Source organism: Butyrivibrio sp. AE3004 (assembly GCF_000703165.1).
Lineage (GTDB): Bacteria > Bacillota > Clostridia > Lachnospirales > Lachnospiraceae > Butyrivibrio.
In genome coordinates this window covers 2,382,931-2,399,115 of the sequence record NZ_JNLQ01000002.1, presented here as the reverse complement: position 1 = coordinate 2,399,115, position 16,185 = coordinate 2,382,931, and the positions used below count along the sequence as shown (strand labels likewise).

Annotated in this window: 16 protein-coding genes; all 16 read left to right on the top strand. The window is 43.2% G+C overall.

Translation table 11 applies throughout. The features are described from left to right. Positions 1-3: 3 nt before the first annotated feature. The 16 genes from purE (at position 4) to BV60_RS0113240 (ending at position 15,943) form a co-directional block, all read left to right on the top strand. On the top strand, positions 4-504 hold the full coding sequence (gene purE, locus BV60_RS0113320) for a 5-(carboxyamino)imidazole ribonucleotide mutase (protein ID WP_029322518.1): 501 nt from the start codon (positions 4-6) through the stop codon (positions 502-504). 49 nt (positions 505-553) lie between these two features. After that, a complete protein-coding gene (gene purM, locus BV60_RS0113315; RefSeq protein WP_029322516.1) occupies positions 554-1,588 on the top strand; it encodes a phosphoribosylformylglycinamidine cyclo-ligase in 1,035 nt (344 codons plus the stop codon). After that, positions 1,582-2,226: a phosphoribosylglycinamide formyltransferase gene (purN, locus tag BV60_RS0113310; protein WP_029322515.1), complete on the top strand. Its 645-nt coding sequence runs from the start codon at positions 1,582-1,584 to the stop codon at positions 2,224-2,226. The genes purM and purN overlap by 7 nt, the downstream gene beginning before the upstream one ends. Before the next feature lie 17 nt (positions 2,227-2,243). Next, positions 2,244-2,396 carry a hypothetical protein gene (locus tag BV60_RS23210; protein WP_156036090.1) on the top strand — a complete coding sequence of 51 codons (153 nt, stop codon included), beginning with the start codon at positions 2,244-2,246 and terminating at the stop codon, positions 2,394-2,396. A 102-nt stretch (positions 2,397-2,498) separates the two neighbouring features. Then, a complete protein-coding gene (purD, locus tag BV60_RS0113300) occupies positions 2,499-3,773 on the top strand; it encodes a phosphoribosylamine--glycine ligase (RefSeq protein WP_029322513.1) in 1,275 nt (424 codons plus the stop codon). Positions 3,774-3,864: 91 nt separating this feature from the next. Then, positions 3,865-5,271, top strand: coding sequence for an SH3 domain-containing protein (locus BV60_RS0113295; RefSeq protein WP_029322511.1), 1,407 nt, complete (start codon positions 3,865-3,867; stop codon positions 5,269-5,271). Positions 5,272-5,400: 129 nt separating this feature from the next. Beyond that, complete coding sequence (locus BV60_RS0113285) at positions 5,401-5,772, top strand: GntR family transcriptional regulator (protein WP_029322510.1); 372 nt, start codon at positions 5,401-5,403, stop codon at positions 5,770-5,772. Positions 5,773-5,826: 54 nt separating this feature from the next. Beyond that, entirely contained in the window at positions 5,827-8,385 is a 2,559-nt protein-coding gene (locus BV60_RS0113280) for an ATP-dependent Clp protease ATP-binding subunit (RefSeq protein WP_029322508.1), read from the top strand. Positions 8,386-8,470: 85 nt separating this feature from the next. After that, on the top strand, positions 8,471-8,878 hold the full coding sequence (locus tag BV60_RS0113275; RefSeq protein WP_029322506.1) for a hypothetical protein: 408 nt from the start codon (positions 8,471-8,473) through the stop codon (positions 8,876-8,878). Positions 8,879-8,933: 55 nt separating this feature from the next. After that, entirely contained in the window at positions 8,934-10,337 is a 1,404-nt protein-coding gene (radA, locus tag BV60_RS0113270; RefSeq protein ID WP_029322504.1) for a DNA repair protein RadA, read from the top strand. A 130-nt stretch (positions 10,338-10,467) separates the two neighbouring features. Continuing rightward, positions 10,468-11,679: an ABC transporter substrate-binding protein gene (locus BV60_RS0113265; RefSeq protein WP_051656725.1), complete on the top strand. Its 1,212-nt coding sequence runs from the start codon at positions 10,468-10,470 to the stop codon at positions 11,677-11,679. 140 nt (positions 11,680-11,819) lie between these two features. Then, complete coding sequence (locus BV60_RS0113260) at positions 11,820-12,704, top strand: branched-chain amino acid ABC transporter permease (RefSeq protein WP_029322501.1); 885 nt, start codon at positions 11,820-11,822, stop codon at positions 12,702-12,704. A 2-nt stretch (positions 12,705-12,706) separates the two neighbouring features. Further along, on the top strand, positions 12,707-13,744 hold the full coding sequence (locus BV60_RS0113255; RefSeq protein ID WP_029322498.1) for a branched-chain amino acid ABC transporter permease: 1,038 nt from the start codon (positions 12,707-12,709) through the stop codon (positions 13,742-13,744). 3 nt (positions 13,745-13,747) lie between these two features. Further along, positions 13,748-14,506, top strand: a complete 759-nt coding sequence (locus tag BV60_RS0113250) for an ABC transporter ATP-binding protein (protein ID WP_029322496.1) — start codon at positions 13,748-13,750, stop codon at positions 14,504-14,506. A 39-nt stretch (positions 14,507-14,545) separates the two neighbouring features. Then, the gene (locus tag BV60_RS0113245) at positions 14,546-15,256 is read left to right on the top strand and encodes an ABC transporter ATP-binding protein (RefSeq protein ID WP_029322495.1); all 711 of its coding nucleotides are present in this window, start codon (positions 14,546-14,548) and stop codon (positions 15,254-15,256) included. A 51-nt stretch (positions 15,257-15,307) separates the two neighbouring features. After that, positions 15,308-15,943, top strand: a complete 636-nt coding sequence (locus BV60_RS0113240; RefSeq protein WP_029322494.1) for a cytidylate kinase-like family protein — start codon at positions 15,308-15,310, stop codon at positions 15,941-15,943. Positions 15,944-16,185 lie beyond the last annotated feature (242 nt).

The window sequence follows — 16,185 nt, the reverse complement described above, 5'->3', positions numbered from 1 at the left end:
AAAATGGCACAGGTTGGAATCGTAATGGGCTCTGATTCGGATATGCCGGTCATGGCCAAAGCAGCACAGATACTTGATGAGCTGGGGATTTCTTATGAGATGAACATTATCTCAGCACATCGCGAACCCGAGGAGTTCTTCACTTACGCAAAGAGCGCCGAGGAAAAAGGTTTTAAAGTCATCATTGCCGGAGCAGGAATGGCAGCACATCTTCCTGGTATGTGCGCCGCAATCTTCCCAATGCCTGTTATCGGAATTCCCATGCATACAACTTCATTAGGCGGAAGAGATTCACTTTACAGTATTGTACAGATGCCCACAGGCATTCCTGTTGCTACTGTAGCTATTAACGGAGGCGCTAATGCCGGACTTCTTGCAGCTAAGATTCTTGCTACAAGTGACTTGGAGCTTCTATCTAAGCTTAAGGATTACTCAAAGGGACTGAAGGAAGCTGTTATCAAAAAGGATGAGCACCTTCAGGAAGTTGGCTATAAGAATTATTGATTTTAGAACTGAAAAATATTTTTTTTAAGAGAGTCAAACGGAGGAAAACATGGCAGAGCTTAACTACAAAAATGCAGGCGTTGATATTGAGGCCGGCTACAAATCAGTTGACATGATCAAGGGTTATGTAAAGGAAACCTTAAGACCTGAGGTACTTGGAGGCCTTGGTGGATTTTCAGGTGCTTTTTCCCTTGCTAACATCAAAAATATGAAGGACCCGGTACTTTTGTCCGGAACAGATGGCGTAGGTACAAAGATAAAGCTTGCTTTCCTTCTTGATAAACATGACACTATCGGTATCGACTGTGTCGCTATGTGCGTAAACGATGTAATCTGTGCAGGCGGTGAGCCTCTTTTCTTCCTTGACTATATAGCATGTGGCAAGAACTATCCCGAGAAGATAGCAGAGATCGTTAAAGGTGTTGCGGAGGGCTGCAAGCAGTCTGAATGTGCACTTATCGGCGGTGAGACAGCTGAACATCCCGGACTTATGCCTGAGGATGAATATGATGTTGCAGGTTTTGCCGTAGGTGTTGTTGATAAGTGCGACATGATCGACGGCAGCACAATAAAACCGGGTGATACACTTATCGGTGTTGGCAGCAGCGGTGTTCACAGCAACGGCTTTTCACTTGTAAGAAAAGTATTCGATATGACCAAAGAGAGTCTCGAGAAATACTATGACGAGCTCGGATGCACTCTCGGAGAGGCACTTCTTGCTCCCACAAGAATTTATGTAAAGATGCTTAAGCAGATTAAGAACGACGGTATTATTCTTAAGGGCTGCAGCCATATCACAGGCGGTGGTTTCTATGAAAATATTCCAAGAATGCTTCCCGATGGCTGCAAGGCAGTTATTAAAAAGGGCAGCTACGAGGTTCCCGCAATTTTCGACCTTATGAAGAAAACAGGTGATCTTGATGAAAAGATGATGTTTAACACCTTTAACTGCGGACTCGGAATGGTAATTGCCGTGGATCCCGCTGATGCCGATAAGGCTCTTCTGTCTATCAAGGCTTCAGGCGAGAAGGCATGGATTGTAGGAACTGTTGAAGCCGGAGACAAGGGAGTAGAGATATGCTAAATATTGCAGTCCTTGTTTCAGGCGGTGGAACAAATCTCCAGGCTATAATCGATGCCGTGGAGAACGGAACAATAACCAATACAAATATCAGCATGGTTTTCAGCAATAACAGAAATGCTTACGCTCTCGAAAGAGCTGCAAAGCATGGGATAAGGACTAATGTCCTTGTCCCTGCTGAGTTTGAAAACCGTGCTGCTTTTAATGAGGCTTTTTACGAGCTTTTGACAAAGGAAAATCCGGACCTGATTGTTCTTGCAGGTTGTCTGGTTGTAATTCCGGAGAAAATAGTCAAAGCTTTCAGCGGAAGAATAATAAATATTCATCCGTCACTTATTCCATCATTTTGCGGTACCGGCTTCTATGGCCTAAAGGTTCATGAGAAGGCTTTGGAAAGAGGCGTAAGGGTATCCGGTGCGACTGTTCATTTTGTGGATGAGGGAACGGATACCGGTCCGATAATACTTCAGAAACCGGTTATGATACGTCCTGATGATACTGCAAAGAGTCTGCAGCAGCGCATCATGGAACAGGCAGAATGGAAGATACTTCCAAGAGCTATCGACCTTATTGCAAACGGCAAGGTTCAGATAGTGGACGGTAAAGTAGTTATTGAAGGATATGACCCGGATAAACTATAAAAGCGCCGGAGAAATTTTTGAAGGAAAAAATGCAAAAGCGCCGGAGAAATATTGAAGGAAAAATGCAAAAGCGCCGGAGAAATTTTGAAGGAAAAAATGCAAAAGCGCCGGAGAAATATTTGAAGGATAAAAATACAAAAGCCTTCCCCCTCTTAGGGGGAAGGTGGTAAATACTAAACTAAAGCCTTCCCCCTTAAAGGGGGAAGGTGGCACGAAGTGCCGGATGAGGGTTGTGGCACGAAGTGCCGGATGAGGGTTTTTAGGAGGATAATATGAAAGTATTAATCGTTGGCGGAGGCGGAAGAGAACACGCCATAGCAGAAGCAGTTTCAAGAAGTAAGCACCTTGATAAGCTTTACTGTGCACCCGGTAATGCCGGAATTGCAGAGCTTGCTGAGTGTGTTCCGATAACTCCCATGGAGTTTGACAAGCTTGTTAATTTTGCAAAGGAAAAAGAAATCGACCTTACTATTATCGGTATGGATGATCCGCTTGTAGGAGGCATCGTAGATGCTTTTGAGGCAGAGGGCTTAAGAGTATTCGGCCCCAGGAAAAATGCGGCTATTCTTGAGGGAAGCAAGGCTTTTTCAAAGGATCTTATGAAAAAGTACAATATTCCCACAGCTGCTTACGAAACCTTCGAGGATCCGGAGGAAGCGCTTAAATATCTTGAGACTGCTAAATTCCCCATCGTTCTTAAGGCTGACGGTCTTGCTCTCGGAAAGGGTGTTCTTATTTGCGAGACAAAGGCTGACGCTGAGGCCGGTGTACGTGAAATCATGGAGGACAGAAAGTTCGGAGACGCCGGTAAGAAGATGGTTATTGAGGAATTTATGACCGGCCGTGAGGTTTCAGTACTTTCATTTGTTGACGGAAAGACAATAAAGCTTATGAGCTCTGCTCAGGACCACAAGAGAGCAGGTGACGGCGATACAGGTCTTAATACAGGCGGTATGGGTAACTTTTCACCAAGCCCCTTCTACACTAAAGAGGTTGATGCTTTCTGTAAAGAGCACATCTATCAGAAGACAGTTGATGCCATGAGAGCAGAGGGCAGAGAGTTCAAGGGAGTTATTTTCTTCGGTCTTATGCTTACTGAGGATGGCCCCAAGGTACTTGAGTACAATGCAAGATTCGGTGATCCTGAGGCACAGGTTGTCCTTCCGAGACTTGAGACTGATATGATCGAGGTCTGCGAGGCTGTAATAGACGGTACTCTTGATAAGGTGGACCTCAGATTTGAGGACAAGGCGGCAGTTTGTGTTGTCCTTGCTTCAGACGGTTATCCTGTAAACTATGAAAAAGGCAAGGAAATCAAAGGCCTTGAGAATTTTAAGGATAAAGATGGTTACTATTGTTTCCACGCAGGCACAAAATTTGATGATGCCGGAAAGGTTGTAACAAACGGAGGGCGTGTTCTCGGAATAACCGCAAAGGGTGATACTCTCTCTGATGCGAGAAAGAAAGCCTATGAAGCAACTGAGTGGGTAACCTTCGATAATAAATATATGAGACATGATATTGGAAAAGCTATAGAAGAAATCTGACATATTGTGGTTTGTGTGGTATAATAGCACCAAATGTTGAAATATATAGGTGCGGAATTAAGTTCTGCACTGTATTGGAGGTATATTGAATATGTCAAATAGAAAAGCAGGTAATATGGCTTTATGTGCGGCTGCAATGCTCACAGCAGGTGCCATGGTTTTTGCCCAGCCTATGTCAGTATTGGCTGCAACCGGAACCATTACATCTTCCAATGTTAAGGTGAGATCTGAAGCAAGCACATCTTCACAGCAGGTATCCAGTCTGAATAATGGTGATAAGGTTGATATTATTGATGAGACAACCGACTCACAGGGATATGTGTGGTACAGGATTTATGTAAACGGTAATGAATACGGCTATATCAGAAGTGATCTGGTTTCCAAGTCCGGTGAGACAAAGAGTACCAATGCAGGTACTGCCGGTGAATCTCTTCCCGAGACCCAGGTTAGCGCAATAGCTGAGCAGGCTGCAACTGTTACTGTTGAAAGCGCAAATGTCAGATCCGGCGCAGGTACAGGCTACAGTAATTTAGGAACAGTAAAGAACGGTGACGGAGTTACTGTTATAGGCGAAGCAAACGGGACTGATTCCAAGAAATGGTATCAGATTAAGTTTGGCGAGAGCGGAAGAACAGGTTTTGTAAGAGCAGACCTTGTTCAGATAGGTGCTCCCGCAGCAGATGCCCCGGCTGAAGGCGATGGCGGTGAGGCAGTTGTTGCAGAGGGTGAGCAGCCTATAGAGGGTGAGGTTGTTGAAGGCACTGAAGGACAGCCTGCAGAGGGTGAACAGGTTGCTGAACAGCCTGTAATTGATCCTTCCGTAGGAAACGGCGAGTTTTCCCTTGCATATAAAGATGACGGAACAGGCAATGAAGTATGGTATCTTTACGATAATGTAGAGAGTACCCAGGTTAAGCTTAATGACCTTCTTGATTATGCTAAGGCAGGTCAGCAGGCAACAGCTCTTCAGGAGCAGGTTGGAAAGCTTAAAGGCGCACTCATCGGAATGGCTATAGTAATTGCACTTCTTGTGCTCGGGGTACTCCTTCTTGTTTATAAGCTTCGTGATTATATGTATTACGAGGATGAGGAGGATGATACTTCCTCCAAGAAGAATAATAAATACGATGATCTTCCGAAGCAGTCTAAGCCTGCTAAAAAGTTATTTGACAGATCAGCCGATGATGATGCACCTCGCGGCAGAACTGTAGCAGACAGCAAGAGAACATCAGCCCCGGAAAGAAAAGCTCCCATGGGTTCAGCAGCATCTCTTTTGACTGAGGACAGACCGATAAAGAGATCTATTTCTCCCGAGAGACCTGAGAGGCCTGAGAGAGCAGAGAGACAGGAGCGTGTTACTCCTTCCAGAGACAGATACGAAGAGCCCAGACAGGTAACTCCAAAGGCTCCTGCAGGACGTAAATCACGTAACTTCCTTCTTGATGATGAGGATTTCGAATTCGAATTCCTTGATCTTGATGATGAAGATAGGAATTGATGAACAGTACAAAAACCACGGCAAATGCCGTGGTTTTTCTTTTTGTGAAATTTCTCTCCGGCAGCGAAACCTTGTTGACATCATGCCGTCCTCTGTTATACTTAACGTATCACAGGAAAGGAGACTTCAATGGTAATTGAAATTGATTTTAACAGTGATGAAGCGATATATGTGCAGCTGTGCAATCAGATCATAATGGGTATTGCCACGTCTCAGTTCCGGGAGGGAGAACAGCTCCCAAGCGTGAGGCAGCTTGCTGAGATGATCGGTATTAATATGCATACCGTGAATAAAGCGTACACCATCCTTCAGCAGGAAGGCTTTGTGAAGATTGACAGGAGGCGCGGTGCTATTATAGCGATTGACCTTAATAAGCTGGAGGCGCTGGATGAGGCACACGACATGCTTAGCGTAGTTCTTGCGAGGGCTATGTGCAAGGGCGTGACGAAGAACGAGATACACGAACTTGTTGACGAGATTTATAGCAATTACGGACTGTGATAATCAAATACTTTTTCGCACAAAGTTAATTTAACTGCGGAGAAAGGAGTTTACTTGAATAAAGAATATACTGAAAAAGCGCAGGAAGCGCTGAAGCTTGCAAGAAAAACAGCAAGAATATTAAAGCTCAATTATGTTGGTACTGAGCATCTTTTGATGGGACTTATCAGAACCGAGGGCTGTGTGGCTTCAAGAATACTTATTGATAACGGAATAAATGAGGATAAGATGATGGATGTCATCAGAGACCTCATTGTTGAGGGTGGAAATCTCACACTTCTTGATAAAGAGGGCTTTTCACCAAGAGCTGAGAATGTCCTTGATGAGGCAGCAAAACAGGCTGACAGATTCCGCGCTGATAAGATAGGAACAGAGCATATTCTTCTCGCACTCATCAAAGAGGGAGAGAATGTGGCAGTTCGACTGATCGGAACAATGAATGTTTCCATTCAGAAGATTTATGCTGAGACTCTGGCTGCTATGGGCGAGGATGTTAATCTTGTAAAGGAGGATCTTGGAAGGAAAAATAATGCCAAAAAGAAACCTTCTATGCTTGACCAGTACAGTCGGGATTTAACTGCACTTGCGTCAGATAACAAGCTTGATCCGATTATCGGAAGGAATAATGAGATTCAGCGTGTTATCCAGATATTAAGCCGCAGGACCAAGAATAATCCTTGTCTGATCGGTGAACCGGGTGTTGGCAAAACTGCAGTTGTTGAAGGTCTTGCTCAGAGAATTGTTGCTGGAGATGTTCCTTTTACAGTTCAGAATAAGAGACTTCTGACTCTTGACTTGTCCGGTATGATAGCCGGTTCCAAGTACAGAGGTGAGTTTGAAGAGAGAATTAAGAGAGTTATCAGAGAAGTTATCGATGATGGCAATATTATTCTTTTTGTGGATGAGATGCACACACTTATCGGTGCCGGCGGTGCTGAGGGTGCTATCGATGCCTCCAATATCCTTAAGCCTTCACTTGCCAGAGGCGAGATACAGATGATCGGTGCCACAACCATTACAGAATATCGTAAGTACGTGGAGAAAGATGCTGCTCTTGAGAGAAGATTTCAGCCTGTAAGCGTTGAGGAGCCTGACAGGGATGAGTCCCTTGCAATCCTTAACGGAATAGTAGGAAAGTATGAGGAGCATCATCATGTAAAGATAATGCCCGAGGCTATTCAGGCTGCTGTTGACCTCAGCAGTCGATATATAAATGACAGAAATCTTCCGGATAAGGCAATAGACCTTATCGACGAAGCTTCCTCAGCGGTAAGACTTCGTCTCACCGGGTCAACAGCTGCTCTTCGTGAAATGGAGCAGGAAATCAGAGAGATGGATAACAAGGTGGAAGAGCTGCTTGCAAAGGAAGATTTTGTTGGAGCAGGAGAGGTTCACAGAGAGCAGGAAGCACTTATAAAGAAGTATGGCCGCAAGAAAGCTGCAGAGGATAAGAAGGAAAAGAATGCAGATTATGTGGTTACAGAGAATGACATTGCGGAAGTAGTTGCAATGTGGACTAAAATCCCCGTTAAGAAAATTGCGGAGAAGGAGTCTGAAAGACTTCTCAAGCTTGAAAAAATTCTGCACCAAAGAGTTATAGGACAGGAAGATGCTGTTGTGGCTGTTTCCAAGGCTATCAGAAGAGGCAGAGTCGGTCTTCAGGATCCAAACAGACCTATTGGGTCATTTCTTTTCCTTGGACCTACAGGTGTGGGAAAAACAGAGCTTTCCAAGGCACTTGCTGAGGCAATGTTCGGTGATGAGAATGCTCTCATAAGAGTAGATATGTCAGAGTATATGGAAGGTCATTCCGTATCAAAGATGATCGGATCTCCTCCGGGCTATGTTGGCTATGATGAAGGCGGACAGCTCAGCGAGAAGGTGAGACGTCACCCTTACTCTGTAATCCTTTTTGATGAGATTGAGAAGGCACATCCGGATATTTTCAATGTGCTCCTACAGGTTCTTGATGACGGACATATTACCGATGCAAAAGGACGCAAGGTCAGCTTTAAAAATACAATCCTTATCATGACATCCAATGTAGGTGCGCAGAGGATAATCGAGCCCAAAAAGCTTGGCTTTGATACTGCTTCCGATGAGAAGAAGGACTACGAGAACATGAAGAGCGGCGTTATGGAGGAGGTTAAGCGCCTGTTTAAGCCCGAATTCATAAATCGTATAGACGAGATAATGGTATTCCATCCTCTTAATGAGAAAGAGATGATGGAGATAGTGACACTTCTTAGTAAGAATCTGTCCAAGAGATGTAAGGAACAGCTCGGAATTAATCTTACGATGTCACAGCCCGTTAAAGAGTTCCTGGTAAAGAAATATTCAGATGCCAAAATGGGTGCGAGACCTCTGAAGAGAGCCATTCAGTCAGTGATTGAGGACGCTATGGCAGAAGAGCTTCTTAAGGGAAATATCAAACGTGACGGCAATGTCACAATAGGACTTAAGGACGACAAGGTTGTCTTTTCACAAAAAGGCGGAAGTGATACGTCTGCTAAAAAGTCATCCGGCAAAACAGAGGCTAAGAAAACCACAACTAAAAAAGCTACCGCCAAGAAAACCGAAACCGGGAAAAAAGTGTCGAAAAAGACAAAATGATTCATAAATTTTTAATATATATAATGAATGGGATGCTATATAATTATATCAGTAAAGTCATATTGCAAAATTTAGGAGGTAGAAAATGGCTGTCGTAGAGCAGTTACTGAGAGCGGAATCTGATGGGACTATAAGCTTTGGTAATTATGAGTTATCCGAGAAAAGTAAGCTTGATAACTTTAAGCATGAAGGAAATGTGCTTAAGGTCAAGACTTTTAAAGACATTACCAAGCTTGAACAAAATGAGATGTTCCTATACGAATCTGTTCCGGGGACAACGGTTACACACTTTAAAGAAAGCGATAAAGGAATTGCTTTTGAGGTTGAAGGACCGGGAGATGCACAGATTACAGTCGGTCTTGAGGATAACGCTGAATATCACGTTCTTGTGGATGGCAAGAATATAGGACCGATGAAGACAGGAGTCGGTGGAAAGCTAAGCTTTAGCGTGCCGCTTGGAACTGCTCCATCCAAAGTAGAAATTCATAAATAAATATATCAAAGAGGGCTGCTTGTCAGCCCTCTTATTAGATTTGATGAGGTAAAAAATGGCGACAAAGATAAAAACAGTATTCTACTGTCAAAGCTGCGGATATGAGTCTGCAAAGTGGATGGGACAATGTCCGGGATGCAGGGAATGGAACTCTTTTGTGGAGGAAACCATAAAGCCTTCCGTAATGAGTAAATCCGGAAAGACTGTAAAGTCTTCAGGTCTTGGAACGTTCGGAAATTCCGGAGATGCTCAGAGTAAACCGCTGAAGCTTTCAGAAATAACTATAAATGAAGAGGACAGATACGATACACATATTGGAGAACTAAACCGTGTACTTGGAGGAGGTCTTGTTAAAGGGTCGCTTACACTTGTAGGCGGAGATCCGGGAATCGGTAAATCAACGCTGCTTCTCCAGACAGCAAGGCTTCTTGCCAAAGACAAGAGAAAAGTTCTATACATATCGGGAGAGGAATCGCTTCAGCAGATAAAGCTACGTGCAAACAGAATTGGTGATTTTACCGATGACATGACACTTTTTTGCGAGACGGACCTAGGAACTATCGAAGAGATAATAAGAAGACATTCTCCTGAGGTTGTTATTATTGACTCCATTCAGACGATGTTTAATGAAAATGTAAGCTCAGCACCGGGCAGTGTCTCACAGGTAAGAGAATCAACCGCTGTTTTGATGAGAATAGCAAAGCAGCTTGGAATTTCTGTTTTCATAGTAGGCCATGTTACAAAGGAAGGAACTGTTGCAGGACCCAGGGTTTTAGAGCATATGGTGGATACGGTGCTTTACTTTGAAGGAGACAGGCATGCCTCCTACAGAATACTGAGAGCTGTGAAAAACAGATTCGGTTCAACCAATGAGATCGGTGTATTTGAAATGAGACAGGAGGGACTTACCGAGGTTGAGAATCCTTCAGAATTCATGCTTGAGGGAAAACCTGAGAATGCAAGTGGTTCGGTTGTGACCTGCTCAATAGAAGGAACAAGACCGATACTTATAGAAATTCAGGCACTTGTAAGTCATACTAATTTCAACTTTCCGAGGCGCCAGGCTAACGGAACAGATTATAACCGTGTAAATCTCCTTATGGCAGTACTTGAAAAAAGGGTGGGTTTAGAATTGTCATCTTACGATTGCTACATAAATTTGGCCGGCGGAATGAAGCTGATAGAACCTGCACTTGATCTTTCAATGTGTATGGCAATAGTTTCAAGCTTCAGAAACAGACCGATACCCGATGATGTTATTGCCTTTGGGGAAGTCGGCTTGTCCGGAGAGGTGAGATCGGTCAATATGCCTGATGTAAGAGTGTCAGAAGCAGCAAGACTCGGATTTAAAACCTGCATAGTCCCAAAGAGTGCGGAAGGAAAGTTAAAAGGTTCCTTTAAGGATATAAGGATAATCGGAGTATCTTCGGTGCAGGAAGCGGTAGCTATGATTCGATAGTGGGCAAAACTATAGTTATTGACAAGATGACTTTATTACTGTAAAGTTTTAAATAACTACATTGTATACATGTATAAGCATGGTACAAGAATCTTTCGCAAAGCGATTCAATTATGAAGGAGGAGACATTATGAAGAAGCTTAAAAGTGTAGTTAGTATGTTAGCAGCATCTGCTCTGCTTGCAGGAACAATTGCAGGTTGCGGTGGCAATGGTGCAACTGAGACAACAGGAGATAATACGGCAGCAGAGGCTACTGAGTCTGCAGCAAGTGAAGGCGGAGTGTTCAAGATTGGTGCGATCGGACCTCTTACAGGCGGTGCAGCAGCATACGGTAATGCAGTTTGTAATGCAGCTGAGCTTGCGGTTGCTGAAATTAACGAGGCAGGCGGTATCAATGGATACAAGGTTGAGTACAGCAAGGAAGATGATGAACTTAATGCAGAGAAATCCGTAAATGCATACAATACTCTTAAGGACTGGGGAATGCAGATTCTTGTAGGTTCAACAACAAGTGCCTGCTCAATTGCGGTTTCCGAGTATACAAAAGAGGACAACATGTTCCAGATCACACCTTCAGGTTCTGCAGAGGATTGTGTGAAATATGATAACGTATTCCGTGTATGCTTCTCAGATCCTAACCAGGGTATTGCTTCAGCTCAGTATATTAATGATCACAGCCTTGCTACAAAGGTTGGTATCATCTATGACAGCTCAGATGTATATTCAAGCGGTATCTACCAGAAGTTTGTACAGGAGTCAGAGGGTAAGAATTATGAAGTAGTTTCTGCTGAGGCTTTCACAGCTGACAATAATACAGACTTCTCAGTTCAGCTTCAGAAGGCTAAGGATGCAGGCGCTGACCTTGTATTCCTTCCTATCTACTATAAGGATGCATCACTTATCCTTACACAGGCCGATACAATGGGTTACAAGCCTGTATTCTTCGGAGTAGACGGTATGGACGGTATCCTTACAGTTGAGAACTTCGATACATCACTTGCTGAGGGACTTATGCTCCTTACACCTTTCGCAGCTGATGCAACAGATGATCTTACAGTAAACTTTGTAAAGAATTATCAGGAAAAATATGGTGAAGTTCCTAACCAGTTTGCAGCTGATGCTTACGATGCAGTTTACATTGTAAAGCAGGCTATCGAATCTAAGGGCGTTACACCTGATATGAGCATTAGCGATATCTGCGAAGCAGTAAAAGGTGCTATGACAGAGATCGAGGCATCAGGTCTTACATCCGCAAAGATGACATGGGAAGCAAACGGCGAGCCCAACAAAGAGCCTAAGGCTGTAGTTATCAAAGATGGCGCATACGTATCAGCCGACTGATAACAATCAAACAAATAATAATGTACTATCGGCGAGGGATGCTGAAAATTCGGCACCCCTCGCAGTTTTTTAACTACAACACAATATTTTGTTGTAAAATATTTTATAGAATTTGAATTTAGTTTTTTGGAGGAATATGTATGAGCTTTTTAACCTACCTGATCAATGGTCTTAGCCTTGGCAGTATTTATGCGATAATTGCTCTTGGTTATACAATGGTCTACGGAATTGCTAAAATGCTTAACTTTGCACATGGTGATTTCATCATGGTCGGATGTTACGTGATTTTTACCATATGTTCCACACTGAGTGGAAATACGTTTGTGGGAATAATCATGGCCATCATTCTATGTACAATTCTTGGTGTCACCACTGAGAAGGTTGCCTACAGGCCATTAAGAGGAGCAGCTTCACCGCTGGCAGTTCTTATCACGGCGATTGGTGTAAGTTATTTTCTGGAAAATCTTGCGCTTCTCATTTTTGGTGCTGATATCAAATCATTTTCCTCTGTTGTTAAATGGAACGGTTTATCTTTCGGCGACGGCGCTCTGAAAATTCAGGGAGTTACCATAGTAACAATTGTCGTCAGCCTTGTAATTCTGGTAGCTCTTCAGCTTTTCATTCATAAAACCAAGGAAGGACAGGCGATGCTGGCTGTTGCTGAGGACAGGGGCGCTGCGACACTTATGGGTATAAATGTGAACAAGACCATAGCACTTACATTTGCCATAGGTTCTGCACTTGCCGCTATAGCAGGAGCACTTCTCTGCTCGGCATATCCTTCACTTTCACCTTACACAGGTGCTATGCCCGGTATCAAGGCATTCGTTGCGGCAGTACTTGGAGGAATAGGTTCTATTCCCGGAGCAATGATCGGAGGTCTTGTGCTCGGTATTATAGAAATCTTAAGTAAGACTTACATTTCATCACAGCTGTCAGATGCCATTGTGTTCGGCATTCTGGTAATCGTGTTACTCGTTAAGCCTACAGGTATCCTTGGCAAGAAAATAATGGAAAAGGTGTAAAGATGAATAAAAAACTAATGAAAGATCAGCTTATCACCTATGGAATAGTGATAGCGGCATATATCATAATGGAGATTTTAATAAAAACCGGCAATCTCTCCAGCCATATGAAGGGACTTCTTGTTCCCATGACATATTATGCGGTAATTGCGGTTGCCCTTAATCTGTGCGTCGGAATACTGGGAGAGCTCAGTATCGGACACTGCGGATTTATGTGTATCGGTGCATTTTTCAGTGCCTTTTTTTCAAGGGTTACTGAGAATATACTACCGACAGCACCCAGATTTTTCCTGGCATTTATAATAGGTATCGCATTTGCGGCACTTTTCGGATTCCTTATCGGTATTCCGGTTCTTCGACTTAAAGGTGACTATCTTGCTATTGTCACACTGGCATTTGGCGAGATCATCAAAAATGTTATAAATGCAATTTACCTTGGTGTTGATTCCAAGGGACTTCATATATCGCTCAAGAGCTCCATGGAACTTGGACTTGAGCCTGACGGTGAAATAATCATTAACGGAGCCATGGGTATTACAGGAACTCCGCATGATTCCAATTTTACTATTGCGGTTGTGGTTCTTCTGATCTCACTTTTTGTGGTACTTAATCTTGTAAATTCAAGGGACGGTCGTGCTATCATGGCAGTTCGTGATAACAGCATAGCTGCTGAAGCAACCGGTATTAATGTCACAGGATATAAGATGATGGCATTTACTATATCGGCTGCAATAGCAGGTGCGGCAGGCGTTCTTTTTTCACATAATATAACTTCACTCACAGCAGCGTCACAGTATTTTGGCTATAATGCTTCAATCATGATTCTTGTATATGTGGTGCTTGGTGGTATCGGAAACATCAGAGGTTCTGTTATTGCTGCGGTAATACTGTATATGCTGCCGGAGCTCCTCAGAGGACTTAACAACTACCGTATGCTCATCTATGCGGTTGTACTTATAGTTATGATGATCTTCAACTGGTCACCCGGTGTCATTGATGCCAGGAAGAAGCTGGTTGCAAGATTAAGGGAAAGGAGATAAGCCATGGCATTACTTGAAGTTAATAACCTCAGCATTTCATTTGGCGGACTCCGTGCGGTGGATGACTTTGGAATAAAAATTGAAAAAGGCGAACTGTACGGTCTTATCGGACCCAACGGTGCCGGAAAAACCACAGTATTTAATCTTTTGACAGGTGTTTATAAGCCAAACGAAGGCAAAATCAAGCTTGACGGACAGGACATTACAAGAGATAACACTATAAAAATAAACCATGCGGGAATCGCACGTACTTTTCAGAATATACGACTTTTCCATCAGATGTCGGTTATCGACAACGTTAAGGTGGGACTTACTGAACGTTTTCGTTACAGTACACTTGAGGGAATTCTTCATGTGGGCAGGTACAGAAGCGTTGAAAAACAGGTAGATGAGGAAGCCATGAAGCTCCTTAAGGTATTTGACCTGGATAAAGAGAGGGATGTCCTTGCAAGCAATCTTCCCTACGGAAAGCAGAGAAAGCTTGAGATTGCAAGAGCGATGGCAACATCACCAAAGCTCCTTCTTTTGGATGAACCGGCAGCAGGAATGAATCCGAACGAAACAGCTGAGCTGATGGACACAATAGCACTGGTTCGCAGGGAATTTAATATGACCATCTTACTTATCGAGCATGATATGAAGCTGGTTTCAGGAATCTGTGAGAAACTTACTGTACTTAATTTTGGCAGAGTCTTAAAGCAGGGTGAGACAAAGGAAGTTCTTGCAGACCCTGAAGTTATCGCAGCTTACCTTGGTGAGTAATAAAATGAACCGGCGGTTTAAAAAATTGTAGGAGCATATATGGCACTTTTAGATGTAAAAAATTTAAGCGTCAATTACGGCGTGATCAAAGCCTTAAAAGGCATCTCCTTTCATGTGGATAAAGGAGAAATAGTAGCACTTATAGGTGCAAACGGAGCAGGCAAAACAACAACACTGCATACGCTTTCAGGACTGATAAAACCGGAGAGCGGCGAGATTATGTACTATAATCACGACCTGACACGTACACCCGGACATAAAATAGTATCTTTTGGAATGGCGCAGGTTCCTGAGGGAAGAAGAGTATTTGCGGATATGACAGTTCTTCAGAATCTTAAGATGGGAGCCTATACAAGAAAGGATGCTGCTGAATTTCAGTCTACTCTTGAAATGGTATATAAGAGATTTCCAAGACTTGAAGAGAGAAAGAATCAGTTCGCAGGAACTCTTTCGGGTGGAGAGCAGCAGATGCTTGCAATGGGGCGTGCGCTTATGTCACATCCCGATATTATTTTGATGGACGAACCTTCCATGGGACTTTCACCTATTTTTGTAAATGAGATTTTCAGTATTATTGAAGATGTTAACAAGGACGGTGTGACAGTTCTTCTTGTTGAGCAGAATGCCAGAAAAGCACTGACAATAGCGGACAGAGCTTATGTTCTTGAAACAGGAAGCATCGTAAAGGAAGGCATTGCCGATGACCTTCTTAATGATGAAGCAATCAGAAAGGCATATCTCGGAGAATAACGAGAAAAAAATATAAAAATCAAAACTATAAAATGAGAGAAGGGAAATACCATGAAGAATATTGTCATCACTATCGCAAGGCAATATGGAAGCGGCGGAAGGACAGTAGGTAAAATGCTCGCAGATGAACTCGGCATACACTATTATGACAAGGAACTTTCCAAGGTCGCTTCTGAGCTCAGCGGAATCAATGAGAGTCTTTTTGTTGATTCGGATGAAAAGGTGAAGAAAAAATGGAAGGATAAAATCTCATTTAAATCCACTGTCTATGATGGGAATGTAAGTGAGTCCGACCTGACGTCGAGAGAGAGTATTTTCGGCTATCAGGCGGCTGCGATCAAATACCTTGCTGAAAAGGGCGAGCCCTGTGTCATTGTGGGCAGATGCGCAGATTTTGTTTTAAAGGACTATGACAATGCACTAAGAGTATTTGTTCACGCAGATCAGGACTTTTTGATGCAAGAGGCAGGTAAGGTACAGAGTCTTACCGGCAAGGAACTCGAAAAGTTCATAGCCCAGATAGATAAGGGACGTTCCGATTATTACAAATTCCATACCGGAAAAAACTGGACGGATGCTTTGAACTACGATCTTTGCCTGGACAGCGGAAAGCTTGGCTTTGAAAAATGCGTTGAAGCCATAAAAGCCTACGCCCGTGTGAGATTCGGAGAGGACTGCTTTGACTGATAATGGCTTTGATTAAGGACTGCCGCACTTGTGCGGTGGTCTTTTTTAGTTCTTTAAGCAATCGAACCAGCACGCAAAGAGTTGCAAAGAAACTATTTGTTCTTATTTTCAAAATCCTTTTTTGAGAAACTTAGTACACAAAAAATTAATATAACTTTCATAAGTTACTTGCATTATTGGAAACTAATAAATGATAGAATAGTACTATATTCAGGCTTTTTTATTATGGAGTCTTATGGGGG